Source organism: Haloarcula sp. Atlit-47R, assembly GCF_003665985.1.
Lineage (GTDB): Archaea > Halobacteriota > Halobacteria > Halobacteriales > Haloarculaceae > Haloarcula > Haloarcula taiwanensis.
In genome coordinates this window covers 1-26,879 of record NZ_QPLQ01000011.1, presented here as the reverse complement: position 1 = coordinate 26,879, position 26,879 = coordinate 1, and the positions used below count along the sequence as shown (strand labels likewise).

Below are 26,879 nucleotides of genomic sequence, written 5' to 3'. Positions count from 1 at the left end.
GGGCTGATTCTATCGGAAGACGACTGTCCGGTTGCCGACTGCTACTGGCTTCACGTCCGTTCCAGCATCGGTTTTGACGGTTCCATCCGCACGGCGTGTGAAGACGTAATCATCGAAGCGAGTCGTACGGCGGCCACCCTGATGTCGTTCCATGACTGCGGGCGACCGTTCGGACTCGTAAGCAACGCCACCTTGTGGTATCGCGTCTGCCAGCTCAATCGGGACTACCGAATCGATATCGTATGGTCCGCTGCTCGATGCCGGTTCCGGCTCCTGTCCAACTTGGACATCCTCGATGGTCGCGAGATACTCTGATTTCCCCAGACTCGGAGGGTAGACGCTTGTCCCTGCTTCCAGATGGTCGTGCAATTTTTGATAGAATTCTTCGTCTTCAAGGGCGACATCGATACGGTAACTGGGGTCCGCGAGCACCTCGTAGGCGTGCAGCTGGCGATCCCCGGTCGTCTCTTGGTACGTCAGGGAGTAATTCCGCCGCTTCTTGGCTGTTGTCGTCACATCTTGGTCAGGATCCGTCCCGAGACCGGTTGTCGGGATATTGATTGTGCGGAGGTCCGACTCGGGTGTGATCGCAATCGCGGCATTGTCATCCCCAAAGGTCTCGTAATAGGAATTCCGCTCGGCACCGACGATAGCAGCTAGCATCCCAGCGACCGTCGTTCGTGGCGGGATCCGGTATGTTTGCTTTGTCACCGTTCGGCCAACCCGTTTGAAATGACCCCAGCTTGAACTCACCGTGAATGACAGGCAATGGTCGGGGATTCCGTCGGCATCAATCTGTGGACACATTGGTAAATCAGTGTCTCCTACCGTGCCAGATCGCGCTCGTCGACGACATCAATTTCGTGGACATCGAGCCCTCTGCTATCGAGTTCTGTAGCGAGCTGATCCCCGGAAATCGCTTCGTCGCCAGTGTCCAGAGTCATTCTGTCATCGCCGATGAGATGGATGGTTTCGATGCGGTCTCGATTCTTATCGAGCGTCGATAGGAGATCGGACACATCCAGCACCACGTCTGAGATGGATCGGAGGGGGTCATCCCCATCATCGAGGTCGAGCAGGTTCTGGAGCCCCCCGATGTGGTAGTCGTCTTCGGCGTATTCGACGCGGAGGTAGAGACGTGGTTCCTGCCCGAGTTTCGAGCGGGAGGTCGTTTGGTTCTTGAGTGCGCGCCAGCAGAGTGTGTCGAGTCGTTCCACGTCAGCCGCTGACAGGTTGGTCGTTTCTGCACCGTGGTTGTCCACTAGGCCATAGAACGGGAATATACCGTACTTGATACGCTTGTCGTCGAGATCGAAGCCACCCTGCCGGTTTCCTTCACCCGTCGAAATAACGCTCGTGAGCGAATCATACTCCTCGTTCTCTTCGACCTCGTTCAGTGACTTCGCGGGGAGAAATTGGACCGGGCCTTGGTAGTGGTTCGGAAACGCACTGTTGAGCGCCCCTCGGAAGGCTTCATCTTCCTCATCGTCACTCGCCTCGAAGCTGAGGGTCGCGCCGAAGTATCGCACGTCGGTCGCTGCTTCCAAGAAGGATTCTCCGATATCCTCGATATCTTCGAGGTCTTCGGCACCACTCACACCACCGAGGACATCTTTGATAAGCGTCGTTCGGGTGCGTGATTCACCGGCGATTTTCTTCACGTAGATGTCGAACCCATCATCCTGTAGCTGGTCTCTGAGATATCGCTTGAGTCGGACATCAGTGATGATACCCTTGCCAGTGTCCGGATCGCGTCGTGGTCGGTTGTCGCCGATGGGGTTGCCATTCGGATTGCAGTCCTGTGCGTCGTACACGAAGAGGAGTTCGGAGCGATTGAGTGTCGTCATTGGTTTCTGTATCAGTTTGCGGTGGGTTCTTCAGCAGACGATTCGTCAGTGGCCGTCTCGTCGTCGTCCTTAAGATCGAATGCGACCGGCATCGACCGACGTCCGTGTGCATGCCCGAGAACATAACAGAACTGCATCTCCCGCTTGCCGATGTCGTTCCATGAGGTAGGCATGTCCTCTGTTTGTTCAAGCAGCTTATCGACGGTCTCTGGGAAGAGCAGGTCGCGCTCAAACGACCGATCTGAATCTTGGGCATAGACTTTCGCTTTCTCCAGTGCGGATGTGATGGCGTTCTCAAGGCTATTTTTTGATAGCTCATCGCCTCGTACCCCCGTGTCCAAGGGCCGTCCGATATTCCGCTTGGATTCTTGATGCCAACTGATCTGACCGATAAGAACGCCTGCGAGTGCCGTCGCACAGCGTTCTGAGTCGTCAAATAGTGGCCGGTCGAGAAACCGTTTGAGTCGTTGCTCTCTGATCGTCGCGATATCAGTCGTATCGATGTCGGTGGTCATTGTCGTGTCTGTCGGTTCGATTGGTCTGTCGATACCTTCGAGTAAGTCCGCCCGCGAAAGTGCCTCAAGATGGACAAGTTGCTGCGCAACAATCTGGTGAGGCGGCAGATCGCCGCCTTCGGACTCATCACTGTAGCGACGGAGGTACTCGTCGAAGAGCATCTCCACTGAGAGCGGCTGGCCGGATATCAGCCGATGGTCGACAACTCGGCGAAAATCATCCCCCGCCTCATCATCGCGGTAGCCGAAGACTGCATTGGTGAATTCGTGACCAGTGATCAGGTAGAAGGATTGTGTCCGCCCCCTCCTGCGGTCAGGCGAGATGTCAAGTAACGGCCACCCATCGTAGCGCTCAAACCCACCTTGCACTGGATCCAGAGTTGGTCCGTTGACGGTGTCAACGATCCCGTCCGCAAGGTGGTTAATCCAGTACGTTCTGGCGGCAGGCGTCTCGCTGATGATATTCTTGTCATCGCTGATCGGCATCGTCACGGTATAGAACCGCAATTCCCGCTCTGCGAGTTCGCGGATTGCTTCATCGTCGTGCTCCCGCAGGCTATATGTCACCTGTGCCATTGGCGGGTCACCTGAGTCGAGGTAGTCGCTCTCGTCCTGAATGGACTCGATTGCCAGAAAGAGGGCTTCAGCTTTCAGCCCCGTCAGCTCTCCAGCGAAATACGGGAGAGCATAAGTTTCCATCCCACCGCGTCGATAAACACAGCGCTCAATGAGGTCTTGGCTCTTGGCGAACAGCTGAGCTGTATCCGCACTGACTGGGTAGTTGCGCCAAGACTGATCCCGTCGAAGACCTGGCTGTGCATCGGGATGCTTGACTGAGAACACGCCGAGCGGACTTTCTGGAGTGCCAACAACGCGGTCTACCTCGTCCCGGACTAATCCGAGTGCCTGCCCCTCTGACGAGCCATTGTCGATGTTTTTATCGGCCGCGTTCGCACTCGCATACCGTTTCATCGCCTCATCTAGCAAGCCAACCTCTCCCGGCCAGAACCAGTCAACTGTATCTGCATCGACTGACTCAATTACCTCACCGTCGAGTCTGAGTCGAACCGTCATCGCAGTCGGAATCTCATCATCCGCGGGCAGTAGTGACTGGATGTCAGATCGGAGCTGCTCCAGCGTTTCTGAGTCCTTCTCAAACACCGACGCCAACTCGTCGATGATCCAGCTATCAGGATGCCCGTCATCGCCCGTCAGACTCTGGACTGGGTCTTGGCCGGTCCAGGAGCGAATGCGTCGGAGGACAGTCGACGAGACGCCTTCGGCGTCGTTCCCATTCTTCGAACCGATCTGGGTGAGACTATACTTCGCGCCGCGGCCAGAGGATTTGTGCGAGTACCCCAGCTTCGGGATGTCATCTTCCCGGAGGACGCGCTGATCGATATCCTCTATCGAAGTTGAGTCACCAGTGAGATCAATCGAGATGGTTACCAGCCGCCCGTCGTCGACGAACGGCGACAGTTTGCTGGGTGTAGTAAAGAGACCGCCACCGCTCTCGGCGACGGCAAGGACCCCGTACAACGCCATCACGTCTTCAAGGCTGGCGGGTGGCCGACCATGCCAGTGTTCATCCAAAGCCTCCTGGAAATCGTCGCTAGTCAGTTCCGTGCTCATCCCGCACCAGCCCGTGGCGGGGTCTGTTCCCTGAGATTGAGGAACCCGAAGCCATGCTCACGACGCTGTCCGATGCCCGCATCCAGTGCGAGCTTCAGGTGGTAGCGATGGGTTTCGTCTCTGACTCGGTACCCGAGTCGCCATTTTGAGAGGATGACTTTCCGATTCACCTCCGTGGCTGGCTGGAACTGTATCGAGTAGGTTACCTCGTCTTTGATCGGTTCGAAGCTCTCGAAAAGCGGCTCATCGACCTCCATCGGCCCATCGTAGTAGTCGTCACCATAGCGTTCGTGTGTTTGTTGGAGGGAGCGCCGGATGGTGTTTTGGAGCGCTCCCATCCCGTGTTCCGGTCGCCAGAAAATCTTCGTTTCTGCATCACCGGATTCCATCTTGGACGTGTCAATCCCGTGTTCATCTGCTAGTTCACGGTCGAAGGCACAGAAGACACCTGTACCAGTATCGATACGTCCTGTCGAGCCAGGTTCGCCTACCTGTGGCGCATGCCCCGAGATATCGGCAATCTCGAATCGCATCTGGCCAATGTCGAACTCTCGGTTCGTTCCGAAGTGTGCGATGAGGTCATCGAGCACTTCCCGCCGAGGGGATGCAATCCGGACATATCGACGGTCGCCTTCGTTGATATGCCCCCATGGAAACACGTTGGAGAAAGCGAAGCCAACGCCATGGTTGGTCTCGTGTGTTTCGGCGTATTTTTGTTTGTCTTCGAGAGCGCGCCAAATCCGTCCGCGGAGCTTGTGATGATACCCTGTATCGTATTCCGCGTCAGCAATTGAGTCAAGTGCCAGCTCAATGCGCACGGGTCACATCACCCCCACCTTGCTACCAGTTTTTGCCATATACGCACCATTACCCTAACCCCGCTTGTAATTTTCCCCGCATGTATGACATACGCTCCCTGATAGGATTATTATGACCAGCAGATAATTACGGTTCCTTCGCAGGATTATCAGCATTACCATCAACCCCCAGGGGGTGACACAAGAATTGGTAGTCGATGGGAAATTCTTTGTGAAACCGAGGTCAATAGGTTCTCAGACCGCCTAATTGGGGCGGGTTTCAGCAGAACCCATGTGGGATTGAAGCTCCTCCATGAAGCGAGAACCGAAGTACCCGAGACGGGTTTCAGCAGAACCCATGTGAGATTGAAGCAAGACCAGCAACACGAGCGAGTACCTCACCAGGGCCGGTTTCAGCAGAACCCATGTGAGATTGAAGCGAACTGAAAGCGACGAAACGAACCCATGCAGACGGTGTTTCAGCAGAACCCATGTGAGATTGAAGCGGGCTTGCTATCGCGGCTTTCGGATTCACGATACGGTTTCAGCAGAACCCATGTGAGATTGAAGCGACCCGTGGGATACGGTTGTCGTGTTCCTCGTGCTGGTTTCAGACGAACCCCTGTGGGATTGAAGCGGGCGACCGCTGGCACTCGGCTCCACCGCTACGTCGTTTCAGACGAACCCCTGCGGGATGGGAGCTTATGCATCTTCTGACAGCGAGGGAACCGCGCCGTGAACGGCGCGGAGGATGTCACTGTGGCAAGAGCCAATTCTGGAGCGGACACACCACCGTTACATGTGAAACGCCTACCGCCGGACACACCACTCTTTCAAGTGAAGGGCTCACTGGTAACCACACCACGATTGCAAGTGAAACAGCGTCCGTCAGACACACCACTCTTTCAAGTGAAGCGGGTTGCCCCGCCCGCTACAAACCTTCACATGAAAGGGTGGAGTCCCCCCGTCATCCAACGTTGTTCATAGCGGCAATGTCACGGATTGTATCGATCTCCGTTGTGAGATGAAGGACATCAGACATCGCCTCAATGGCGCTCGTAAACGGAACATCAAGCTCGTAATTGTAGTAGTTCCCCCGAGAACCGCTCCGGTTTTCGTGCGCTGAGAGGATACCTAACATCCGAAGGTCTGACAGGTGGTTATGGAGCGATCGCTGGCCGAGCGCATCGGTTTCAGAGGACTCACAAAGTGAGCGATACTCCTCGTAGAGGTCACGCGTCCGACAGGGCGTTTCCTCTTTGGCTGCTTTCGAAATCACTGCCAATAGTGCAAGGCGGCCATGCGTCGTCAACTCGCGCATTCCTTCTTCGACCCGCTCTTGTTCGAGTTGTGAGCGAGCATCTTCGATGTGCGCTTCTTTGATCATCTCAGCTTCCCGGTTTTCCGCGATTTCTCCACCTAACCGGAGGAGATCAAGCGCCTGCCGGGCACTGCCACTGTCCCTGGCGGCGAGAGCAGCACACAACTGCAACACACCAGTATCGATTGACCCATCCGTGACAGCGACCTCAACTCGTGATTCGAGAATGTTTTTCAGTTCTGTGGCATCGTATGGCGGGAACTGGAGTTCTCGCTCACAGAGAGTGTCCTGGACACGAGGGTCGAGCTGGTCACGAAATTTGAAATCGTTGCTGATGCCAATAACGCCGACCTTTGCCGAGTCGAGATTCCCATTGGCCCTGGCCCGAGGAAGCTCATAGAGCAGCTCATCTCGGTCGCCAATAGAATCGACTTCATCAAGGACGATGAGAATGGTCCCACCGATGGCCTCAAGCTCCTGATAGAGCTTTTTAAACACGGTTTGCTGTGGATACCCGGTCGTACTGATTTCGCCACCGGATGGACGGAGTTCATTGACGAGTTCCACAGCGACCTGATACGAGGAGTTGAGCGTCTTGCAATTGAGCGAAATAATGGAGAGATCGATATCATCGTACGCAGCGACGTCGTCCTGGAGTCGGTCAAGAAGGTAGTCAGTGACGGCTGTTTTCCCGACACCCGTATTGCCGTAGAGAAAGATGTTGTTTGGTTCCCACCCATCGATTACCGGCTGGAGAGCGTTCATATACTCCTCAATTTCTTCATCCCGCTCCTCAATCCGTTCCGGTTGGTAGGACTCCCCCAGGGCGTCTTTGTTCCGGAAGATGTTTTGCTTCCGCTCGAACCGACGCATAGGGAATCTTTCACAAGAGGGGTATATAAAACCACCTCTGCATCTGTTTCAAGTGAAGCCACTCACACACACCACTGTTTCGAGTGAAGAACTAGAGTAGAGTAGTTACTAGAACAACAGTCCACTGTTTCATCTAAAGCGCTGACACTAGTTTAGTTGGTCAGAATCCCGATTCTGGTGGTAACGGTCTTGGAACTCCCATTTTTAGCCGCTTCGTGGTAGTTGGCTGATTGCTGGAATTCTACAGGGTTCCCACCCTTTCCCGGCTTCACGTGAAAAAGTGGTGTGTCTCTCCCCCCGGGGTCTCGCTGTTCCATCTCGAAGTCAATGCCCTCAAGCTAACCAACATCCGCCGACAATTAGGGAAAATGTTGGTTAGTTATGGCCATGACTATGGAATTTCAGGCACCACTGTCTTGACGGACTATCTGACAGTGTTGTCAGAAGGCGATGGAAGAGGATGTCAGATAGAATCGTTCGCTCTCAGACTTCTTTTCCTACACCTCATAGAGGGAAGGAAAAGGGAAGTCGTTTCACGTCACTCTAACGAAACGAGAACAAGCGTAAGTTACGCACCACATTCGTATGGATTTTATTGTAGGGGTCTAGTGGGGAATTCGTTACCGCTCTTGTCGACCACCTCCATCTGACACGCTACTCGCGAGCGTGCTGACAACACTGTCAGAACGCGTCTCAGTCATCCGCGTTCACCGCCGTTGCCTGATTCAGCTGATCGAAGTCCGTCGTCTTTGACGGCTCTTCGGCTGTCTTCTGTTTGTTCTCGCTTTCACTGTCGGTTCTGACATTGGCGTCAGCAGTGTCTGCGTTGTGGACGCTAGCTTTCATCTTCCGCTTTGGAACGGTCAGGGTATGTGGCTTCCCGGAGCGGAAGTTGATCAGTCCATGGTCGGAGCACATGTCGATGTCAACGCAGTCCTTGTGGCCGTCACCATCGACGATCGTGAACCGCTGGACATCGCGCATGACACGCCCGGCTGTCTTGGAATAGGACTGTGGCTTGACGCCATCCAGCAGCCCTTCGTCTTCAAGCACCTCCACAGCCTGTTCAGTGTTCATCGTGAACTTCTGGCCGTCTGGCGTGACGTTCTGGTTCGTCTCGCCGCTGGCCTTATTCACGAACCGCTCGTACAGCGCCGCGGCACGTTTCTGTGACTTGCTGAGCGATGCGTCGGCGCCGGAGTTCAGATCAACCATCATCCGGTGCAGCGGGAGCATATTCCCCCGGCTCCTCTCCGAGGCGTCCTGACTCTCAGCAGTTGGCTGGGCGTTCGTAACCGACTCTTTCACCGTCCCGTGCTCCTCGACGAACGGTTCGATGTCGCTTTTCTCGATGTCGGGCTCTGGATTCCCGAACACCAAGCGGTTGAGAGTTTTCCGGCCCGTCTTGTTTGAAGCGATACTGTTGCCGACCGGCACGCCGCCGACAAACAGGTTCTCGATCTCCTTTGCATCACCCCGATACTCGATGGACTCTTGCTCGGCAACCTCCGTTTCGAGTTCGTCAACGCGCTCACGAAGGTGTTCGTTCTCTGTTCGTAGTTGTGAAACCTCTTCGATGAGGTCGGCAACAACATCCCGAAGGCCGTTCGGACTCTCGGGCAGTTCGTCGGCAGTAGGTGGAGAGCTGTCGACGCTCATTGGGCACCTCCCGTGTGTGGACCGCTGACTGTGTCGTGGACGATGCCCTCGAACGTTTCACTCAGCACGCCGCGATTGGGAGCAATCGCACTGTAGGTAGGCGGCTCGAGCTGGGAACGGTGGCCCCTTCTCAGGTGCGCTGTGTTCTCGTAGTGTCTTCTCTGTCCTGCGACTTGCACGTGCGGTGAGTTAGAACCGCCAGCAGCGTCAGACATTGGTATCAGCCTCGACAAGACTGCGAACGACATCGGCGTTTGACCCGCGAGCGATACTGACACGGTCAGTAGCGACGTTGACCATCGTCTCGGACGATTCGACAAGCACGTGTGCTGGGGCAGCATGCTCGTCGTAGGTGTAGCGCTCGCGAACGATCCCACGCAGCGAATCGCCGCTGAGGCGGTCGACCGTCACAGGCGTGCCGACGTCGGCGGGTTCGTCATGGCGTGCCTTGCGTTTGGCCGGCGCGCCCTGGCTGGCTCTACTCATCGGCCCACCCCCGCTTGCGCACTCGCCCGAGCGCATCGAGCAACACCGCCTCGGCGTCGGTGTCTGCGTCGTCGGCAACGAGATCGGCGAGCTCGACGACACGGTCGACAGTAGCGTCGGACTCACTCGCCATCGTCGCCCTCCTGGTCGCGTGGGCGAAGGTGGACGACGATGGTCCCCAGCTGGATACGATGCTGGACCTCAGTCACGCGGTAGTGGTCTGTGTCCCAGGTGACGAGTTCGCCCTTGCGGGGAATCGCAGCACCGTAGTGCTCGATTGTTTTACTGAAGCTCCCCGGCGTGTCTGGTTTCTCGACGAGTTCGAGGCGGGTCACTCAAACGCACCTCCTCGCGTCGCCGACCGGGCGAGTTCGAAGTCAAACTCGAAGCAACTACCCAGGCCACACTCGTGGCAGTCCGCCGTGATCCGGAACTGGTCGGTGACGCACCACTGGACGTTGCCACAGTCCTGGCACTCGAAGGCGACGGCGTGGCCGCGATACGAGGTGAGGGCCCCCTCTCGGTCGAGCTTCTGCATCGGTTTGGTCGCGCCACCGCGGCGGATCGCTGTTGGCACGTCGGTGCCGACACGAGAGCCTTTCGTGGACTGGGCGCTGCCGGTCATGCCAGACCACGCTCCGCAAGGAGTTCGTCACGTCGTTCGAACAGAGCTTCACTGTGGCACTTTTCGCACGGGACCCCACTTTCGAGGCGGTCTCGTGCGGCCTGTTTCACCGCCTGTGGGTCGGTCACCTCAGTGAAGCCGGTCCACTGCTCGCTGGCAATCGGGTGATAGTGAGAACTACAGTAGAGATGGAACTCCGCCTGGTCATTCCACCAGATGTGGGTCGCCTCTGAGAGAGTGTCCTCGTCCAACTCGGCGTCGATAGCGTCGATCAACCGGTCCTGGGCGTCCCAGTACCGGCTGAGTGTGTCTGGGTCCGCCTCACGGAGGTTGACGTCTTCGAACGCTTCGAGTTCGTCGAGGATCGTCTCGATGTCTGCATCAGTTGCAGCGGCGCTCCCGCCGTCAGTCTTGAGCTCGCGGACAAGGCCGCCAACAGCGGCCACCCCGTCGGCGTTCGGCCAGCGCTCGTTGAGCGAGCGCCGACCGTCTACGTCGTAGTAGTTGCCGTGGCCGGTGGTCATGATTGGCTCCCTCCGTACTCTGGACAGTCGGTGTCGAGATGCTTCGCAAGGCTCTGCTGGGGGTCGATGTCGCTGTCACAGAACGGACACCCTGTGGTGATGACCGCGCTCCCGCGTTTCTCGATGGCCATCTCAGCAGTCACCTCCTGTCGTGCGGTCGGCGAGGTCATCTAGGGCGTCGACGGCCGGCTCCGTCTCGGTGGTCGCACAGACTGTGCCGTTGGCCTGGGACCAGCGCACCAGTCTGGTGTCGTCCAGTTTCGGGACGTGCGTCTGATATAACGACACGTACACGCGCTTGCGTTGTTGTGACTGGAGTTGTTCGCGGGTAGTGTTGACTTCCGTAGCGGCGACGATCTCTGCGAGGTCGGTGAGTTCGAGTTGGCCGTGTTCGTTCACCGCTCGGAGGCACTGGCGTCGGCGTTCGGACTGGGCGACATCCAGCAGGGCGTCGAATGGGACGCTCACTGCCGGCGGCTCCGGCTCATGGTCGCTGGAGAGGAGGCGTTTCAGCATCCCGCCATCCCTCCGTTTAGGAACTGGATAGGGGCAGTAAGCGTTCTATTCGGCTCTGAAGGGTCGATTGTTTTTTGCGGGTGTGGCGTGTTCTTCATAGTGCGGTTCGGCAGCAGGCGGCCGCGGGGTTGACGCGGTCGCCAACACGTTTTGTGCCGGCGAAATCCGCCCTTACTGCCATATCTCACAATACCCTGTCCTGATAACTTATAACTGTGGGTCCAGATAGTAGGATCTGTGTTAAACAGTTTAGACCCAAATATGTCGGACAGTATGGGGCAGTTAATTCCGAATCCCGGAGAAACTATACAATGTACAGTCGTTAATCGGGGTGAATGCGTCCCGTGTTTGGCCTGACTGAAAGTGACAGGTCCATACTGCAACTTCTGGCAGATAGCGGGATTGCCGTCAAACCCGGAACAATTCGGTACAACCTCCGTGTTAGATACGACACTGAAATAGCCAAATCGACAATCCACAGACGCTTGCCGAATTTGATACATGCGGGCCTCGTTGAACTTGAAGACGAGAAGAGTAGTCGCTACGCGATTACAGCACTTGGAGAGCGACTGTTGGCTGAAAACCTCTCGGACGATGAAGTAATGCAAGTCAGCCAACGTGTCCAAGAAGGCCCGCCGGACGACAGCTAAGAATCGTAGAAGCCGTCGCGGTGGCCGATTCGGAGAACACGAAGGACGGATTCGTTTTTGTCCCAGTCGATTTCGGCCCGGTATTCGCGGCCGATTTTTAATTTGAAGGTTTTTCGTCCTTGTAGCCGTTCGAGGTAGTGGTCTGGGTTCTCGCCGGCTTGCTTCAGTTTGTCGCGGATACGTTGTTCGATATCTGGTTGGAACGACGCTAACTCGTCGGTGGCCGATTCGGCCAACAACACATCTGCCATCTGACCTCAGGCCTCGTCGAGACTGACAAATTCCTCTTCTTCGAGCCGACGGTCGGCCTCGGCAGCCACGTCGTCGGCGAGCCGCGGCCCGACGAGCGCGGTCCAACCCACAGCAGAGGCACCGAACTTCTTGCTTGCGACAATACCCGCATCTTCCATCTCTCCCAGCCGACGGCGAACCGTCTGGCTGCTGACTTCGATATCGAAGTGTTCGGCCAGCGCGTCGGTGATCTCGGTGGCAGTCAGCATGGGCTCTTCCGGCGTGGTTTCGTAGTCGAACGCCTTCAGCACGTCTTGTTCGGTCAGTTTGTCCGTGTACTTCCCAGAGTCGTTCCGTGCGCGATTGCTCATATTTCCTAGAAGCCGGTGGGGGTTGATAATGTTTTCCCCGCCACATGGTCCGGAACATAACGCTTAATCCCGTGTGGTCCGGACAATATGGCACGGAAGGCCGGCCACTCGGGACACTTGGAGCGGTGATCGTCTATGTGGCCCAGCCACCCATGTCCAGTACCCATTGGGCTGAATGAAAGACTATCCGAGGCCGATAAGCATCAGCGACGCGAAAACCGCCGGATTTCTTTCGGCACCATTCTATAATTCCTGAAGAACTGGCGGAGTTGTGATCCGAAGTCGTTTGGCAGATGCTGCCTTGTCCCCTTTAGAAGTAACCCGTGAGACAAACCACCCTGATGGACTTGGTCGGCTCACCTCATTGAGTAACGAACGTGGTCCTCCTCCCGCTTGTTGCGTATGAGGCGATACACTTCTACGACGGTGTTGATTACTTCACAAACCTGTTCGGCTAGGTCTAACGTCTGGATGAGTTCTCCCATCCATATATAACGTACTGACGAATAATTCGAGCGGGAGAAGAGTTCGTAGAGCCCTGGCTGGTTGTTAGCCGTTCAGGATGCTGTGTGCTTCCGACTGATCGTAGTCGTGTGCTTCCTGAAGATGCTCAAAATAAGACTGAGGCCCCGTCGTTAGTCCGTCTTGTAATAGTCGCAGTCTGGGCAGTCGTATTCGGCCCCAAAAGAGAGAGTCAACCTCCACAGGTTAACGAGGCGCATGCAAAAGCCGGGCGTGTGATGGTCGACGAGGAAGTCCGTCAATTGTACGAGCGATATCAGGCGGTCGAAAGCGCCGCCGAACGCCGTGAGAGTACGCTTGAAATGTGGAAGCTCGATGGATGTCGTCACGCAGAGATCTACGCAGCGCTCGCAAACGAGTGAGCGGTCCTGCGTTCAACGGTTGCTTGTCCAGTGAAGTTTGTAGAAGGCTGTTCGGTCACCTCTTCTGGACGATTCTGTCCGCTTGTAATAAGATTTCATTAGTGTCCAGACCGACGGTAGCCCATTCACGTATATCCAGTACTTTCAGTGAGTATCTGTACGGTTTGTGCCAGAAGCCCCAGCACCACACAGAGGACTGTCGCTACTGCTGCCAGCAGGATAATCACAAGCAGGGGACCACCCAGTGGTGGAAGCAGTTGATCGAGGGATAGAGTTGCCGGGAGGATCCGAAGCACCGTCCAGAAAATTAGAACCGCTGAAGCCACGGCTCCAGCACCGGCCCCCGCGCATAGCAAACGCCGTGCCCACGTTCCAGACTGTCCCCAGTGCGTATGTGCGGCTAACAGCCCACCGCTTCCAAGGCCCAGTAGTCCGACAATCAAAAACACGCCAAAAAAGAGGCCAGCTACGCTTGTTCCGCCGGAGGCTGACTGCTCATACGTTACAATCGTACCGATAGTCGCTACGAGTGAGCAGAGGGACCCGCCAATAGTTCCAACAGCTAACCGACGCGGGGACACTGAATAGGGCATGCTAGCCACACTTGTGTCGGAAATCAAAACGATTCTGGACTGGCGGAGCAGCGGTAACGCCTGCTTCTATCGATTTTAACACCGACCATCACGTTCGGCACCGGTATAGTAGTTTGACCATTTGATTCGTTGCTTGGGTGGCACTCTGGTTGGTGTGAATGAGATGAAATAATGATAGTTTGTACCTCCGCGCGATTCACTAACCAACACACGGTGGCGATGGTAGCCTTGTGTTGGTTTGTCGAAGGGGGTATCGTAGCACAGTCCACACAGCGGCTGATTGCCGAACTATCGCTGGTGAATTGGCTGGTCAGTAGGTGTGTATATTGATCTCTGCTATCCTGACAGTCATAGGAGATGTTCTAATATCCGTGCAAGATACACAGTGCGGGTCTTACACGGAGAAAACTACCACCGTGACTCAGCAAGAGTTTGAATACCAAACAGACCGAGCAAAACACCTATTCCAGTGGCTGAAAGTGTCGTTTCATGATATTGATTGGCGGCTGGCACCTGGATAAGTAGGAGAAATCCTGCTAAAACCCCGATAGCCCCGACTCCTACCACTACCCTTGTCGGTATATCCTGAGACATATTTGATTCTCATCCCCGTGATATAATAAATCCAAATATCGGTCAAATTTCAGTTGCATCTTAATACGGAATTCCGCCCTCTCTATCGGCTATCCATCAGATTCGCGGTTAACAGCGGCCTCAGCAAGCATCTCCGGAGGGTGGGTCTGTTTTGCTGACTCTACCGCCTGTACTGGCTAAACTGCCATGAACGACTGGCTCTGGGTCTCTGTTTCTTGACGCCGCGCTTCAGGCGGCTGAGGGCGTCCCACCTGAGGTCTTTCGGGAGCTGGCACTGGCCGGATTAACGTTGCAGCCGACGTCTACGCAGAACGAGCATCAGCACGTCGTGGCGACGGCCTGACCGAACCGAATAACCTGCTTTTATTATCAGGGCATCCGGGCTGCCGCGCGGGCAATCGGTCGTTACCACCACCTCCCAACACCACGGCGACCGATTCCCGTTGTTTCACCCCCCCATTCCGTCTTTGCTGGCCGAACGCTTATGCCACCCATACAGCAACTAGAGATATGGCCAGTTCGACGCGCGACGAGACCCACGAGGACGAAATTCGGATGTGGCGCGAGGGAGACTCGTGGGTAATCACGGATGTCGAAACCGGCGTCACTACACAGGGCGAGAATCGTCAGGACGCTCTGGAAATGCTTGACGATGCGGTCGCGGGCTACAAGGGCGAACGCGGCCACGAACCCACCGACGAAGAACTCCGAGAGTTGGGGGTTGACCCCGAAGATAACACGACCGGAGATGGCGAACTGCCCGAGTTCATGCAGTAAATGGCTCTGGGTACGTTTTCTGGCAAAGATGTCGTGAAGGTCCTGATAAATGTCGGCGGCTCGCTCGTCGGCGACCTCGTGGCTGGGTACGAGCAATGAGCAACTGTACCGCCGAACACCGCCGGAAGGTCCGCCGGGCGGCCCGAACGCTTGCAGTGACTCACGAGACGGCCGGTGTCGACGTGCTCCCGCCAAGCGAAAGTCAATACGACCGCTAGACGCTTGACGCGGCGCTACACTCGGAGGGCATCCCGCCGGCGGTGCTCCGCGAGTTGGCACTCGTCGGGCTGACGTTGCGACCCAAGCCCTCGCAGGCTGACGTGGCGATCGTCGTCGCGACGGCATAATATAAACTGGCAGTGTCGCTGGTCTTTTCCAGTTGCTTATCCATGCCATCCATATGGATGGTGAAAACAAATTATTGGACAGTGTGGGCCGCGGTCTCACTCGTTTTACCGATCGTCTGAGTGTAGATAATCTGTCTGCTTTCGATGTCGCCGTGGGTACATACGCTTTGGCGATGATTCTCGGAGGGAGTTTCTTTTATGGGGATACAGATGTGGGGGCATTTTTATCGGCAGCTGGAGCTGTGACATCCGGGACGCCGGTATATTCCTTGCCACACTCAGCATATGCCCCTCTTCCATACGTGCTTTTTGCCGTAGTTTTGTCCCCGATACAACTGCTGGGTCATCTGATTACACCACCAAATTACCTGTCTATATTTGCGCTCAAGACATTATTCGTCGGCGCTCTGGTTACTATTGTGTACCTCCCAACAGATATTGATCGGCGTCACTGGGCACTGTTAGTGCTGGGGACTCCTATTACAATATACTATACAGGGTTCTTCGGACAGTCTGACGCTCTGGTCGCATTAGCGGTGGTTAGTATGCTCGTCGCTGTCCACAACGAACGGTGGGCCCTTGCCGGTGCATCGGCCGCGGTTGCGACATCGCTGAAAATCTATCCGGCAATAGCGGCACTCGTGTTGCTCATTCGCTATCGGTCGCACTACCGGGAAATCATCTTGGGCGCGCTTCCGATCACCTGCTTGACTGCCGGCCTCCTATTTTGGATGGCTCCAGAGAGCATTACAGCAGCCCTGGACACCTCACACCCATTTTTGTTCAAAGATCGTCCGATTACAACCTTTTCTGCTCAGTCTCTGGTTAGTTACTTCATCGGAGAATCAACAACACTGGGTCTTCAATTATTCCCGGTAACCACGGTAGCAGCTGCAATTTGGGCCATTCGGGGAGAGTTTACCGTCCCAGAACTGGCGCTGGTGATACCCATGATACCCGCAGTATTGGTTTACCCGTATGCTCCGATCTATCGATGGTTGCCTGTCTTGCTGGGTCTTGGGTATTGCGCTGCGATAGGTCCAGATCGGTTACGAACTCACGTAGCTATTATTGCAGGAACACTCTCGATCCGTCCGCTGGCGTATTTAGCCCTGATGCCTGTGTACAAAATGCCGAATTTCATCGGCCAAGATACGCGATTGTCAGAAGGGGCCGCACAACCCATCCTTACGCATTGGTCTTGGACTCTAATCACAGTCGTGTTGCTGATATCAGTGCTCTCGATGTTGTACACAGCGTCTGGTAGCCAGACTAACCTACGGGAATTGTGGGCTGAGACACTTCAAGATCGCCGTGGTGAGCGCAGATAAACTCCCGCACGCTTATTTCAGACCGCCAGAAAACGGACGGGCATGGATGATGAGACCGTCCACCTTGAGGGCGATATCCCTCAGGGACTCTTCGAGGAGATGCAAAATAAATTCCCTGCCTCTGCGGAGGGGGGTAAACGCAACTTACTGCGAGCTGTGATTGACGACTGGCAACGGATGAAAAAATTAGAAGTTGCCAGAGCTACAGGTGAATATCCGAGCGAAACACAGGTATCCAGAGAATAAGTAAGAATATCTTACTGCACTGTCGTCAGGTTTAAGCTAGTTGCATGAGTTGTAATAGCTAACAGGACATCGTCGTGGTCCCGCGAGGGATGACCCCCCGAGGACGCCGCTCCGGTTGACAGGCCGGAACGGACGTGGCTCGGGAACGGCCGCGCTGGCCGACCAATCGGCGTGTGCTTGTGAGCCTTAATCGGCTCACTCGTCAGTCGTTTCTCTCACCACCCATGTCAACCAACAATAGCCCCAGCGACAGCGAGCGACAGCGCCGCGAAAGCTCGGCGTTCGCGCCGGCCGACACCACCGTCAAGCGTGGCGAGGATCTCGGTCTTCCCGACCCCGTTGACGCTGACCGTAGCCCACACGAGGAAGAGCCGAACGCCTCAGGCCCTCGCCGCGACGACTGGTGGGGCGACCCCGAGGTCGAGACCGTCGCCACCGAGCATCACGACGGCGGCACCGAGTGGGACGAGACTGAGATCGTCAGCGACAAGGCCCGCCACACGACTTTTCAGATTCTGCGGGATGTCGCGCCGAAACTCTGCGGGGCCAGCCTCGACGATCCGGCCAAGACGCCGGTCGAGTTGTCGGACCCGTACGCGCGGCCGCACGGAGACGGTAACCGTGTGCATCTGCGGGCCGCTCGTGTCAACAAGCGAGACGGGTGCATATCTGGCGGAGAGTCGACTGGCGTCCGGCTTGGTGACGTTGACGATGAGACGTTTTGGAACGCGATTGAGTTGCTCTTTGGCTACTGGACGACGAACGCGAAAGTCCCCTTCGACGAGACCGACGTCGAGGATTTCATGATCGACGCGAAACGAATGCGCCAAGATCCCAACAAAGGGGATGCGGAGACCATCAAAACACTCGCCAACGATGCATTGTCAGATAACACCGAATAATGTGACAAATATTAGCTCCACGCGACGTCTTCACGCACAACATTCGCCGGTTGTCCAACTGCCAGCGATTGGGGTGGGATGTCTTTGGACACGACACTGCTAGCACCGATGACAGACCCGTCACCGATTGAAACCCCCTTCAAAACTGTCACACCCTGCCCTATCCAAACATTGTCGCCGATATGTATTGGCCCCGACCTTGGCTGCTCAGTGCCATTAATGCTGAGCTTGTGACGGTCATCATCTAATAATTGAACATCCCATGACAGTTCACACCCGTCGCCGATTGTGATTTCGTTACCACACAAGATCCTACCGTGAGAATTCATGTTCGAATCGCCCATCCGAAAATCGCCCTCTATATGAACAATCGAAGCGGGGCCAATGTTCGCTCTATGGTTTCCGGTGCGGGCGACGGTTGAACCACTGTGCGATTCGAACTTCGACCTTCCAATCCGTGGGTGCGTCGCCCCACGGTCTCCTATGCCTACTTCAATACGATTGCTAATCTCGAACTGGGTAGACTCGTCGATATCGGTAATTGTATTCGTATGAAACAGCAGGGAATCTGGTCTTCTCGTATGCTTCATAGAACTGACGGCTGACTTAATCATCCCTCGAAATCCAGCTTTTCGGCGTGCTTGACGAAGCTTTTGGATTGCCATATAAAAATCTAAATTGTACCGATATTATTGTTTTTGACTCTAAGCCAACTCGCCTCAGACGAAATCTATAATTTAGACATCACTAACGCAGTACGACCGGCTGGGAGGATGGCGCAGAGGCGCTTGTTTACGCCTATGACGGCCGCTATTAAGCCCTGATAAAACCCGGATCGACGCTCGCAAACATTCGGAGGTTCCTATGTCAGACACACAAAAACCAGTAGACGGTAGTATCGACACCACGCGGCGGTCCCTCATCCAGACGATTGCCGGGATGGCAGTAATGGATTGGTCCCTTGACGAGGATGGCGACGGAGACTATCTGGACGATCTTCTGGGGCTAAACGACGAAGACAGTCCAATCAGCCTGACAATCGAGAATAATGGCGCACAGGTTGCTGAGGACCTTGGCGTCCTCAATGCTGGGCCTGGTATCGATGCCGCAGAGACCTCCACCGGGACTGTGAAACTGTCGGCGACAGGCAAGTCCAGCGGCATCCCATCAATCGGGAGGATCGATGCACAAAAAGACTCAATTGCGGATCTAAACAACGCGGAAATTTCGTGTATGCGTCCTGCCCTCCGATACATCATCTCAGTAGGCGTTGGACTCGCAGTGACGGCGCTTGCAGTAGCATTCGCCACAGCGGACCACTTGATCATGCTTTCGCTTCTCCCACTCTATGGGGCGGTAACGTCAATGATGTTAGCACATAAGCAGCAGTGGGTGTCTCTTTCCCGTGGGAGTCCCACTCGGTCAACAAGGAAACGAGGAGCTATTATCGGTGGCCTTGGAGCATTCACTGGCTCACTACTTCTCCAGGCATCAGTCCCGGCGGGGTTTGCTGGGTACGGACTGATGCTTCTCGGCATGGCTGGAGCGATTGCTGATTTGGACCAAGCCAGCAGTACTGACCAGGCTACCACAATCGATTGACTCAGGACTTGCTGTTTCTCGACGCCGCGCTTCGGGAGACCGACGGCGACTCACCTGAAGTCCTCCAGGAGCTGGCGCTGGCTGGGTTGACGCTCCAGCCGACGCCCGTCCAGAACGAGCACCAACACGCAGCGTGTTATAGAACTGTTCACAGCCGGCCAAGGGAATGATGTTTTGGCCACTGGTTGATACTAATTGGGTTCAATAGCTTACTCACCCTGAACTGTGCAATTTCCGTGCATGTCCTCCATTGCCAGCTTGATACGCAACTTGAGCAGAGATGAGATCGTGAGTATCACAGTTATCGGCATAACTGTCGCAGTGTTTGCTTGGTATCGGACCAACATGACTGGTATACAGCGGTTGACCAACTCTATTATCATTCTCCTCGTGAGTATTAGCTGTGCGACGGCTGTAACAGTAGTTCTGAAGAAATGGAATCCCGCGTGGTATTCCTCATGATGATAGACGATGAGTGGCCCAATTGCGTGAGACCGATTCTATGACACGCTTACACGTCGTGGCGACGGCCTGAGCGCGACAGCAATACTCTATCCTTTTGACGACTTGCGTAGCTGTTTGGCATGGGTTGCGATGGTTTCCGAGACCACTCCTGACAGTTTGCGACCCCGCGCCGGGACCTGTTAGAGGCAGGTCCCATGACGGCGCGAGTGTGTATCCGTAGTTGATGGGTGACTGGTATGTAAACCCCCCTTGTACTTCCGGGAGTGGTAGCTCGCTAACCAACAGTCGGTGGTAGAAGCGGCCCAGTGTTGGTTAGTCAGGGGGAGTGTCGAAGAACAGTTCACAAGACGGTTAATTTCAGCACCATCGATGCTGGACTGGCAGCTCAGTAAGTGTGCGTGTTTAACAAAAAGAGGTATCCCTCCGCTGACGGTATTCGGGCGTATGGATGCCCTCCAACATCTGTACCGTAGACTGGACAACCGAGTACGGGGCCTCTCGCGCCTCTCGTACGCTCTGCTCGTCGGCCTCATCTCCGCGGCGGCCGTATTCGCTGTTAGAAGCTTGCTGCCGGGGGATGGAAGTTTCGGCCCGATCGCGATGGGCGTCTCAATGACTGTCGTCTACTACGCGCTTGACCCGAACAACACAACTTGACGCAACTTGCTCTCACTGTACTGACCGGTCAGCGACTTGTCTGAGAAAGCAGTATTCAGACGGACCAGCTGTTGCCTGCCCGAGTTACGCGTCCCTAGTGGCAGGCAGTCAGCAATACCAAAGCCGGAGGACTACCACCACCACTACTTATTTAGCTGAGGATTATATGTATACATATATGACCGAACTGGATGAGGAGACGCCGTCGCCTTCGCCGTCACGAAAGGCAGATGGTGACTCCGATTTCCCCCAAGTGCCCATTGGGCTACTTGATGGGATGGACGATATCATCAATGGGGATACTGCCAGCAAGTCGGATATCGAAGACGTTCTGAAATTCTAAGTCTCTGTTCGCTCTGTGAGCCGAGTTCCGCTGTCTGATGAAGAAACATATGTCATTTTTGCAGAGGAGACTCTTTCAAACCTCCAATCTCTGGATGGGAGCAAACAGCAGCAGATACTGAGCAGGCTCTTGGACATCGCTGCGAGCGCTAATCTCCCCAGTCAATTCAGACACGAAACGATAGGTAGTCTTGACCTTCTTACAGCAGGAGACCAGTGCCGACTCTACACGAAGATCGTCGAAAATATTCCAGAAGGCAACGCAACGTATCACCTCATCTTTGTGCTCTATATCGACGATAAGCACGAGTATAGCCAGTCGGAATTAGCGACATACGATCCACTGGCTGATTCTTTCCTTTCTGTGGCGACATCTATGGACGATGTTGAGAGTGTTGAAGACTACTTAGCAGAAAAGAATGCACTCAGTGCTGAAGACCTGGAAGACTTGCTCTCGTAACTCGTGAGCCGTTGTCAGAATACCGAGGATACATCAGAAGCCAACTCCCTGAAGCCGGCATTGGGGGATCGGTTATGATCTCCAGAGAGGTGATCATTCTTGGAATGTCTCAGACGATCCTCCCTGTACGTTATACAGTCTTCGTTCCCGCGATTGTTGACAGCCTCAACAAAGGTACGACCGTGCGACTGCATGGATCGAAGGACGCCGCCCCTCAACAGATGATGTCTGGGGCAGTCAACCACTCCAGTCACTCGCAAATCGGTTGCAATCTGATGTTGTACGGGACTACCTGCTGATGGGTTGTAACGGAAATGAACCGCCGGACGTCAGCATACGTACGCTGTGACCGCACATGCTTACCAGGTCAGTCCCCGCCACAAAGGCAAGGGAGTGTCCTGCGTCCTCATTCAATATTAGAGTATGTGACTACAAAAAAGTCCGTTTGTGATCCGCCAGATTCCGCTGAGTTACTGCTCACGATTTCTAACGCCACAATTCGGGTATGGCTTGTCCCACTCTGGATACCGCACATTCCGTCACCTGGACAGGCTGGCCTATCGAAGCGATGACGCCTGCGTGTCCCCATGACGGCGTCCTTCTTCGAGACGAAGTGGGCCTGATGTGTTCATCGCGCTCTCGATGTTCAGCGTGCTCTCCACGTGGCTCGATGTCTCTTGTACTCAGGACATGGACTTCGTGTGTATCGCCACATGGGAAGCCATGTGCGCGTGTGCGGGTGTGGGACTCGTCGTCGACGCTCTCAACATACCCTATCTATCAGATTTCGTGTATAGTTCTACACCCCTCGTCGCACACGATGGGCACACTGGCTTCGCTGCGAGTTCTTGGTCACTCGTCCCCCTTGTGACCTCACTTTCGTCGCTACCTCATGGGGGGTGTGCCCACTATTAATTGCGGTACGGTGCTGAATAGAGTTATAATATCCTAAGATTAGGACATCTATTAGGACAGGATGTATGATAATTATGGTAGGGTTTAGGATAGGGGTAAGCTAATTCTATGACAGGGGTTAGGACAGGGGTAGGCTAATTTTACAACAGAAGTTAGGACAGGGAATCCTAAAATTATGGCACTATTAGGACAGGAATAGTATAATATTAGGACAGGTATTAGGACAGGATGTAATAGCGTTAGGCTATCCTATTAGGATAGGGTAAAATATAACACCCTAAGATTATAACAAGGGGGCAAGAAGATGGCCGAGAGTACTGAGTCCGAGCTAAGCATCGAAGATATCGAGTTTCTAACTATCGTCAGAGATGTCTCTGACAACCCGGACGAGTACGACGGAACGGAGCTCGGAGAAGCGCCTGCCACGGTGACTGTTATCACAGACAACACATCGCTATCGAAGTCCCAGGTGAAGTATCGACTCAACTCAGAGAGTGATGCTGGTAACTCTCGTGGGTTCACTGAAGACCAACTAGGCTACATCAAGAGCTACGGTGCATCGATGACTGAGAAGGGGTGGGGTCCACGGTCGTGCGAAATCACTGAGAAGGGGCGAGAAGCACTTGATGAGGTTACGGAAAATTCCACCCTATCGTTGTCCACATCGAAGGGGGGTAGTCCAGCTGGGGGGTCGACTGAACGTATCGAGGAACTAGCGGAGGATATTGAGCGACTAGACAACCAGTTGGCTGCGATGGGTGCCCGCTTGACTGAGGCGACGGAAGCAATTGAGGAATTCAACGAAGCCGAGTTTGGTGCAGTTGATGAAGAAATGTCGCACAGGTTAGAGTCCGCTCTGGACGCGATGATTACGTACAAAAATATCTTCGAGTACGTGCTTGGTACTGATGTACGCCCGTTCCACCCGGATGAAAATGGAATGATCGATGCTGAGATGGTAGCAGAAGGACGTGAGCAAGTCGTTGCAGCGATAAACGCGACATCAGAATCGGACGCAGCGGAGGAACTCAGACGGAAGTGAATAGAGTTAGTCAGTACTGAGAACGCCGTCCAGTCTGAACAAGACAACGACTTCTAGAGGTATCCCAATTACCTCCTTACTCAGACAGGATCTCCCTGCATGAGCTGGACAACCGCGTAGCCGGCGACGACCAACACAAGCACGAAAACGTCGGGGGTAACCAGCGTCCTCAGTGGGGTTCCGCCACTGAATGTCTGCAGTGCCACGACACAATTGACCCCGACAATTGCGATCCATCGGCCAACTGTGAACTCACCGAGCCGCTGCAGTATGATGAACGACCCGACCGCGAGAGCCACTTAGCGATAGAACAGCGAAGAGCATCACGGCCCCTCCGTAAGAGTGCAGCCGGCGGTCAGCTGGCGCTCGGCGAGGACATCGGCTTCCCCACCGAAGTCAACCGCGACAGCAGTCACCGTCGAGTTCGCTGGCACGTCGAATCCCCACGTTGTCGGCCTGTCGATGGTCATGGAGGCCGTTTCACGGCCAGCGACATCTATCAGGATACGGTCAGCGCTTCCGGGGTCCGCGTGCCCGCGCAGATGGCAGTCCCCTGGCGAGACACTGTCAGCGCCAGAGAGTTCGACGGACGGGCCTGCAGTGTCCGAGAGCGCGCCGGCCGCCCCCATCGCGAGCGCCACCGCGACGAAGCCCAGCACGACCACGCCCACTACCCCAGGATGTGGCACGCAGATTCGCTTACTCATGCTGCCCTCCGGTCGACGGCCGGGTCCGTTTCATCGCCCCAGTAGGCTACCAACTGCCCGACAGCAAGACTCGACAGCGCGAGCCCCAGCCACCACAGCATCGGGCCGCCGATCCCGACCAGCCCCAGCCCGACGACCAGCGAAGCGAGCTTCCGTGGGTGACCGCGGGCTTCGGCAACCCACGAACCCTCGGGCACAATCACGAGTCTCCCCCCAGCGCCCGGTCAAGACTGTCCCGCATCCCGGCCAGCACCTCATGGCCGTCCTCGGTCACCGAGTACGTTTCTCGTCGCTTGTTCGGTCCCGACGCTTCGACCAGCCCCGCCGCTTCCAGTTCCGAGAGTTGTTCCCGGACCCAGCGGTCACTCGTGCCGAGTCCCTCCTGTGCTTTCTGTGCGATGAGTCCGCGCCAGCCGTCGCCGTCGTGGGCTTCGACCACAAGCAGGCAGGTCTGTGCGACCGGCGAGAGGTTCGCGAAGGCCGCCCAGTCCGGGTCGTCCTCGACGCCACCGAGGTCCGTCATCCAAGCACCTCCGTTGTGAGCCAGTCGACGGCCCCTTTCCCGGCCACGTCCCACGCGGTGCCAGCCCCAGAGACGATATCACCGATCATCTGGCCCACGTCGACGCTGACCCAGCCCGTCGCCATCCCCAGCACGAGTGCCCCGACGGTGAGCGCGCCAAACGTCGCGACTGTGCCGACGGCCGCCACCAGCCCGCCGATGATACTCTTGATACGCCGGAACTTGTAGCCGCCGTACACGACAGCAGTGACCAGCGCCACCTCTTTCCCGAACTCGGCAACGAGCGCGCCGAACCAGTCGAACATCAGTCGTCACTCCCTCTGTTGCCGCCACTGCGACGAGCGATGATGTTCACCTGCGGTTGGTCGTCATCGGGCGAGTTGTTCGCGCGATACTCTCGCACGAGTTGGATGACCGCGAAGCCAGCGATGACCACCACCAGCACGAACGCATCGGAGTTCACCAGCGCTGTCAGCAGGTCGCCCTCACCGAGCCATTGCAGCGCCAAAACACCGAGTACACCGACAATCGCAATCCACCGGGCCGTCGTGAACTCGCCGATCCGCTGCAGGAATACGAGCGATCCGATAGCGAGACCGGTGACCGCCAGCATCGCGCCCAGTTCCGGTCCGATATCGATGTAGCCCGACTGAATGGCTGCCACCAGTGCCGCCGCGCCGACAGCGCTGGTCAATATGGTGTTCTCACCGAGCGTGACGATGGCGTCACCGAGCGCTTCGATGCTGCTGGTGACGCCGTCCTCGACGATCCCGCCGACGCGGGGCAGCTGTCCGGCAGCCGCCCCGGCGCTGGCCGCGAGTGAGTCAACCACGTTACGGGAGCGCTTGGGCCGCCGGCCGATCACGAACAGCATCGCAATCGAGCCGAACAGTGCGACCAGCCCGACGAGGTTGCCCTGGTCGGCCGCGCCGAAGATTGTCGACGCCCCGTCCGGGTTGGCCGTCGGTGCCGACGCCGTTTTGACTCGAATCACCGAATCGATGTTGTCTTTCGGCACCGTCATCGGCTCACGGCCTTGCACGCGGTCGAATCGCTTGGTCGTGTCAACCTCATAGACGCCGTACCACGAGCCCTCGGTCGCACCCAGATACTCGACAGTGAATGATTCACCCGAGCGCTGTCCCGGAGCGACGGTAAACGCCGGGCTGGTGGCGTTCGTCTGTTGTTCTGGCACGCTCGCTCGGATAGTGCCATTGACCGGCGAGAGTTGAACGGGTGCGGTTCGGACGCCGACCTCGCTGCCTGCAGTGGCTTCCGGGAAGTGAACCCGCTGGGCGTGGCGTGTCGAGAGTTCGGCGTAATCGCCCTCTGCCGAGTAACTCTCGTTGACGCCGTAGTGAAGCTGCTGGGGCTGTGACGTGTTCCCGACACTGATGTAGGAATCGCTGGCCCAGCTGTCCAGTCGGACCCGCGAATTGAGATCAGTCCCGACGGGTGTCGCATCGAGGACAGTCACCGCGCCGTTGTGAACGTCGACCTTCGAGCCGACCGAGCGCACTTCGACGGTCGTTCCCTTCGGGACGGTGCCGCCGGTCAGTTCGGCAATGTCGATCTGCAGTTCCGTCCCTTGCATGGTGCGGGCCGACGCCGGTATCTGGGTCCAGCTCCCGGACTGCCCGACCCGTACTTCCAGTGACCGCAGGGAGATGATGTTCTGTGCGTGCGGTATCGTCAGCGTGGCACTCTCGCGGCTGGAGAGGTACGTTCGCGAGATATTGTAACGCTCGCTGAACGCTTCGTCTTGGAAGGTGACCGCTCGCCGGGTCGTCAGCTCGTGCTGGTAGTCAACCTCGACGGTCGGCGCTGGGGCATCAGTGCCGGTGTCGCCGTCGCCAGCGATGACGGTGACGTTGTTCTGGCCGGACTGCAGCCAGCTCTGATTCGCCGTGAGCGTCGTCGTGTCGTCTTGGCTGAGCGTGCCGGACATCCGCACCGGCTGGCCGTTGATAATGACACCAGCGTCCTCGGTGACCGTGCGTTCCGTGTAGCCGATAGCCACGTCGACAGCGCCCGACTGCGTGCCGACTGTGGCATTGCTGACCGACGAGTCGAACTGGTCAATCTGGACGGTCTGGGATTCGCCCTCATTGAGCTTGCCCAGGTATTCCGCTTCGGCCATGCCGTCGCCGTCGATATCCAGCGTTGGGTCCTCGGTCGTCGTGGTGATCGTCGAGCCGGCTTCGACGCCGACCTTGTGGCCGGTCGCCACCTGTGCCGTTTGTGACCCGGATTCGATGTCCGGCAGCGACCGCGTGACCGTCTCGCCATCCATCAGAACGCCGTCATAGGAGGCATCAGCCGTCCCGTCGTCGTTGATATCTATCGACGGGTTCTTTGTCGCCGTGCGCTCGGTGAACGAGAGGTCTGTATCGACTTTACCATCGTCAAGTGAGACCGTCGCAGTGTGTGAGCCGGTTGGGACGT

General features: G+C 56.2%; 30 protein-coding genes, 2 pseudogenes and 1 CRISPR repeat array. Of the genes and pseudogenes, 11 read left to right on the top strand and 21 right to left on the bottom strand.

What is annotated here, in order from left to right; genetic code table 11:
* Nucleotides 1–9 precede the first annotated feature (9 nt).
* The 15 genes from cas5b to DVK00_RS20405 form a co-directional block, all read right to left on the bottom strand.
* Nucleotides 10–807: a type I-B CRISPR-associated protein Cas5b gene (gene cas5b / locus DVK00_RS20470; RefSeq protein ID WP_121578495.1), complete on the bottom strand. Its 798-nt coding sequence runs from the start codon at nucleotides 805–807 to the stop codon at nucleotides 10–12.
* A gap of 17 nt (nucleotides 808–824) precedes the next feature.
* Nucleotides 825–1,847 (bottom strand): type I-B CRISPR-associated protein Cas7/Csh2, encoded by a 1,023-nt coding sequence (gene cas7b, locus DVK00_RS20465; RefSeq protein ID WP_121578494.1) that lies wholly within the window; start codon nucleotides 1,845–1,847, stop codon nucleotides 825–827.
* 11 nt (nucleotides 1,848–1,858) lie between these two features.
* On the bottom strand, nucleotides 1,859–3,994 hold the full coding sequence (gene cas8b / locus DVK00_RS20460; RefSeq protein WP_233560859.1) for a type I-B CRISPR-associated protein Cas8b/Csh1: 2,136 nt from the start codon (nucleotides 3,992–3,994) through the stop codon (nucleotides 1,859–1,861).
* Nucleotides 3,991–4,812, bottom strand: coding sequence for a CRISPR-associated endoribonuclease Cas6 (locus DVK00_RS20455; RefSeq protein WP_121578492.1), 822 nt, complete (start codon nucleotides 4,810–4,812; stop codon nucleotides 3,991–3,993). The genes cas8b and DVK00_RS20455 overlap by 4 nt, the downstream gene beginning before the upstream one ends.
* A gap of 256 nt (nucleotides 4,813–5,068) precedes the next feature.
* Nucleotides 5,069–5,493: direct repeats of the CRISPR family, unit length 30 nt; unit sequence GTTTCAGCAGAACCCATGTGAGATTGAAGC.
* Between the two features lie 265 nt (nucleotides 5,494–5,758).
* On the bottom strand, nucleotides 5,759–6,985 hold the full coding sequence (locus DVK00_RS20450) for an orc1/cdc6 family replication initiation protein (RefSeq protein WP_101352113.1): 1,227 nt from the start codon (nucleotides 6,983–6,985) through the stop codon (nucleotides 5,759–5,761).
* 693 nt (nucleotides 6,986–7,678) lie between these two features.
* Nucleotides 7,679–8,644 carry a hypothetical protein gene (locus tag DVK00_RS20445; protein ID WP_121578491.1) on the bottom strand — a complete coding sequence of 322 codons (966 nt, stop codon included), beginning with the start codon at nucleotides 8,642–8,644 and terminating at the stop codon, nucleotides 7,679–7,681.
* A 207-nt stretch (nucleotides 8,645–8,851) separates the two neighbouring features.
* Nucleotides 8,852–9,130, bottom strand: coding sequence for a hypothetical protein (locus tag DVK00_RS20440; RefSeq protein ID WP_121578490.1), 279 nt, complete (start codon nucleotides 9,128–9,130; stop codon nucleotides 8,852–8,854).
* Nucleotides 9,123–9,263, bottom strand: a complete 141-nt coding sequence (locus DVK00_RS21925) for a hypothetical protein (RefSeq protein WP_199722508.1) — start codon at nucleotides 9,261–9,263, stop codon at nucleotides 9,123–9,125. Before DVK00_RS21925 ends, DVK00_RS20440 begins: the two co-directional genes overlap by 8 nt.
* Entirely contained in the window at nucleotides 9,253–9,465 is a 213-nt protein-coding gene (locus DVK00_RS20435; protein ID WP_121578489.1) for a hypothetical protein, read from the bottom strand. Before DVK00_RS20435 ends, DVK00_RS21925 begins: the two co-directional genes overlap by 11 nt.
* Complete coding sequence (locus DVK00_RS20430) at nucleotides 9,462–9,755, bottom strand: hypothetical protein (RefSeq protein WP_199722507.1); 294 nt, start codon at nucleotides 9,753–9,755, stop codon at nucleotides 9,462–9,464. Before DVK00_RS20430 ends, DVK00_RS20435 begins: the two co-directional genes overlap by 4 nt.
* Nucleotides 9,752–10,279 (bottom strand): hypothetical protein, encoded by a 528-nt coding sequence (locus DVK00_RS20425; protein ID WP_121578488.1) that lies wholly within the window; start codon nucleotides 10,277–10,279, stop codon nucleotides 9,752–9,754. Before DVK00_RS20425 ends, DVK00_RS20430 begins: the two co-directional genes overlap by 4 nt.
* Nucleotides 10,276–10,449 carry a hypothetical protein gene (locus tag DVK00_RS21465; protein WP_157829474.1) on the bottom strand — a complete coding sequence of 58 codons (174 nt, stop codon included), beginning with the start codon at nucleotides 10,447–10,449 and terminating at the stop codon, nucleotides 10,276–10,278. Before DVK00_RS21465 ends, DVK00_RS20425 begins: the two co-directional genes overlap by 4 nt.
* Complete coding sequence (locus DVK00_RS20420) at nucleotides 10,412–10,795, bottom strand: hypothetical protein (RefSeq protein WP_121578487.1); 384 nt, start codon at nucleotides 10,793–10,795, stop codon at nucleotides 10,412–10,414. Before DVK00_RS20420 ends, DVK00_RS21465 begins: the two co-directional genes overlap by 38 nt.
* Before the next feature lie 646 nt (nucleotides 10,796–11,441).
* Nucleotides 11,442–11,696 (bottom strand): type II toxin-antitoxin system RelE/ParE family toxin, encoded by a 255-nt coding sequence (locus DVK00_RS20410; RefSeq protein ID WP_121578485.1) that lies wholly within the window; start codon nucleotides 11,694–11,696, stop codon nucleotides 11,442–11,444.
* Nucleotides 11,697–11,702: 6 nt separating this feature from the next.
* Nucleotides 11,703–12,047: a helix-turn-helix domain-containing protein gene (locus DVK00_RS20405; protein ID WP_121538521.1), complete on the bottom strand. Its 345-nt coding sequence runs from the start codon at nucleotides 12,045–12,047 to the stop codon at nucleotides 11,703–11,705.
* A gap of 740 nt (nucleotides 12,048–12,787) precedes the next feature.
* Between DVK00_RS20405 and DVK00_RS21920 the strand changes: the two genes are divergently transcribed.
* The 6 genes and pseudogenes from DVK00_RS21920 to DVK00_RS20375 all read left to right on the top strand — a co-directional run bounded on the left by DVK00_RS21920 (nucleotide 12,788) and on the right by DVK00_RS20375 (nucleotide 17,721).
* Nucleotides 12,788–12,931, top strand: coding sequence for a hypothetical protein (locus DVK00_RS21920; protein WP_198560285.1), 144 nt, complete (start codon nucleotides 12,788–12,790; stop codon nucleotides 12,929–12,931).
* 1,697 nt (nucleotides 12,932–14,628) lie between these two features.
* A complete protein-coding gene (locus tag DVK00_RS20395; RefSeq protein ID WP_121538527.1) occupies nucleotides 14,629–14,895 on the top strand; it encodes a type II toxin-antitoxin system HicB family antitoxin in 267 nt (88 codons plus the stop codon).
* A gap of 95 nt (nucleotides 14,896–14,990) precedes the next feature.
* Nucleotides 14,991–15,242, top strand: a pseudogene (locus DVK00_RS20390) (hypothetical protein).
* Nucleotides 15,243–15,295: 53 nt separating this feature from the next.
* Nucleotides 15,296–16,573 (top strand): glycosyltransferase 87 family protein, encoded by a 1,278-nt coding sequence (locus DVK00_RS20385; RefSeq protein WP_121538529.1) that lies wholly within the window; start codon nucleotides 15,296–15,298, stop codon nucleotides 16,571–16,573.
* Between the two features lie 42 nt (nucleotides 16,574–16,615).
* On the top strand, nucleotides 16,616–16,819 hold the full coding sequence (locus tag DVK00_RS20380; RefSeq protein ID WP_121578483.1) for a hypothetical protein: 204 nt from the start codon (nucleotides 16,616–16,618) through the stop codon (nucleotides 16,817–16,819).
* A 224-nt stretch (nucleotides 16,820–17,043) separates the two neighbouring features.
* Nucleotides 17,044–17,721 (top strand): hypothetical protein, encoded by a 678-nt coding sequence (locus tag DVK00_RS20375; RefSeq protein WP_121538533.1) that lies wholly within the window; start codon nucleotides 17,044–17,046, stop codon nucleotides 17,719–17,721.
* A gap of 11 nt (nucleotides 17,722–17,732) precedes the next feature.
* On the opposite strand, the gene DVK00_RS22410 is transcribed toward DVK00_RS20375, so the two are convergent.
* Nucleotides 17,733–18,050, bottom strand: coding sequence for a DapH/DapD/GlmU-related protein (locus DVK00_RS22410; protein ID WP_342764780.1), 318 nt, complete (start codon nucleotides 18,048–18,050; stop codon nucleotides 17,733–17,735).
* 535 nt (nucleotides 18,051–18,585) lie between these two features.
* On the opposite strand from DVK00_RS22410, the gene DVK00_RS20365 reads away from it, so the two are divergent.
* From DVK00_RS20365 to DVK00_RS20350, 5 genes are all read left to right on the top strand, one after another.
* Nucleotides 18,586–19,323, top strand: coding sequence for a hypothetical protein (locus DVK00_RS20365; RefSeq protein ID WP_121538537.1), 738 nt, complete (start codon nucleotides 18,586–18,588; stop codon nucleotides 19,321–19,323).
* A 909-nt stretch (nucleotides 19,324–20,232) separates the two neighbouring features.
* Nucleotides 20,233–20,445, top strand: a complete 213-nt coding sequence (locus DVK00_RS20360) for a hypothetical protein (RefSeq protein ID WP_101352131.1) — start codon at nucleotides 20,233–20,235, stop codon at nucleotides 20,443–20,445.
* 178 nt (nucleotides 20,446–20,623) lie between these two features.
* The gene (locus DVK00_RS21460; protein ID WP_157829477.1) at nucleotides 20,624–20,788 is read left to right on the top strand and encodes a hypothetical protein; all 165 of its coding nucleotides are present in this window, start codon (nucleotides 20,624–20,626) and stop codon (nucleotides 20,786–20,788) included.
* A gap of 15 nt (nucleotides 20,789–20,803) precedes the next feature.
* Nucleotides 20,804–21,247 carry a hypothetical protein gene (locus tag DVK00_RS20355; RefSeq protein WP_101352132.1) on the top strand — a complete coding sequence of 148 codons (444 nt, stop codon included), beginning with the start codon at nucleotides 20,804–20,806 and terminating at the stop codon, nucleotides 21,245–21,247.
* A gap of 1,219 nt (nucleotides 21,248–22,466) precedes the next feature.
* Nucleotides 22,467–23,204, top strand: coding sequence for a hypothetical protein (locus DVK00_RS20350; protein WP_121538539.1), 738 nt, complete (start codon nucleotides 22,467–22,469; stop codon nucleotides 23,202–23,204).
* Nucleotides 23,205–23,527: 323 nt separating this feature from the next.
* Here DVK00_RS20350 and DVK00_RS20340 read toward each other — a convergent pair whose 3' ends face one another.
* The 5 genes and pseudogenes from DVK00_RS20340 to DVK00_RS20320 all read right to left on the bottom strand — a co-directional run.
* Nucleotides 23,528–23,911: a hypothetical protein gene (locus tag DVK00_RS20340; protein ID WP_147435210.1), complete on the bottom strand. Its 384-nt coding sequence runs from the start codon at nucleotides 23,909–23,911 to the stop codon at nucleotides 23,528–23,530.
* The gene (locus DVK00_RS20335) at nucleotides 23,908–24,108 is read right to left on the bottom strand and encodes a hypothetical protein (RefSeq protein ID WP_232794602.1); all 201 of its coding nucleotides are present in this window, start codon (nucleotides 24,106–24,108) and stop codon (nucleotides 23,908–23,910) included. Before DVK00_RS20335 ends, DVK00_RS20340 begins: the two co-directional genes overlap by 4 nt.
* A 2-nt stretch (nucleotides 24,109–24,110) precedes the next feature.
* The gene (locus DVK00_RS20330) at nucleotides 24,111–24,434 is read right to left on the bottom strand and encodes a transcriptional regulator (RefSeq protein ID WP_101352052.1); all 324 of its coding nucleotides are present in this window, start codon (nucleotides 24,432–24,434) and stop codon (nucleotides 24,111–24,113) included.
* A complete protein-coding gene (locus tag DVK00_RS20325) occupies nucleotides 24,431–24,739 on the bottom strand; it encodes a hypothetical protein (protein ID WP_101352053.1) in 309 nt (102 codons plus the stop codon). The genes DVK00_RS20330 and DVK00_RS20325 overlap by 4 nt, the downstream gene beginning before the upstream one ends.
* Nucleotides 24,739–26,879: pseudogene (locus DVK00_RS20320) on the bottom strand (hypothetical protein); the annotation flags it as partial. The pseudogene DVK00_RS20320 and the gene DVK00_RS20325, both read right to left, overlap by 1 nt.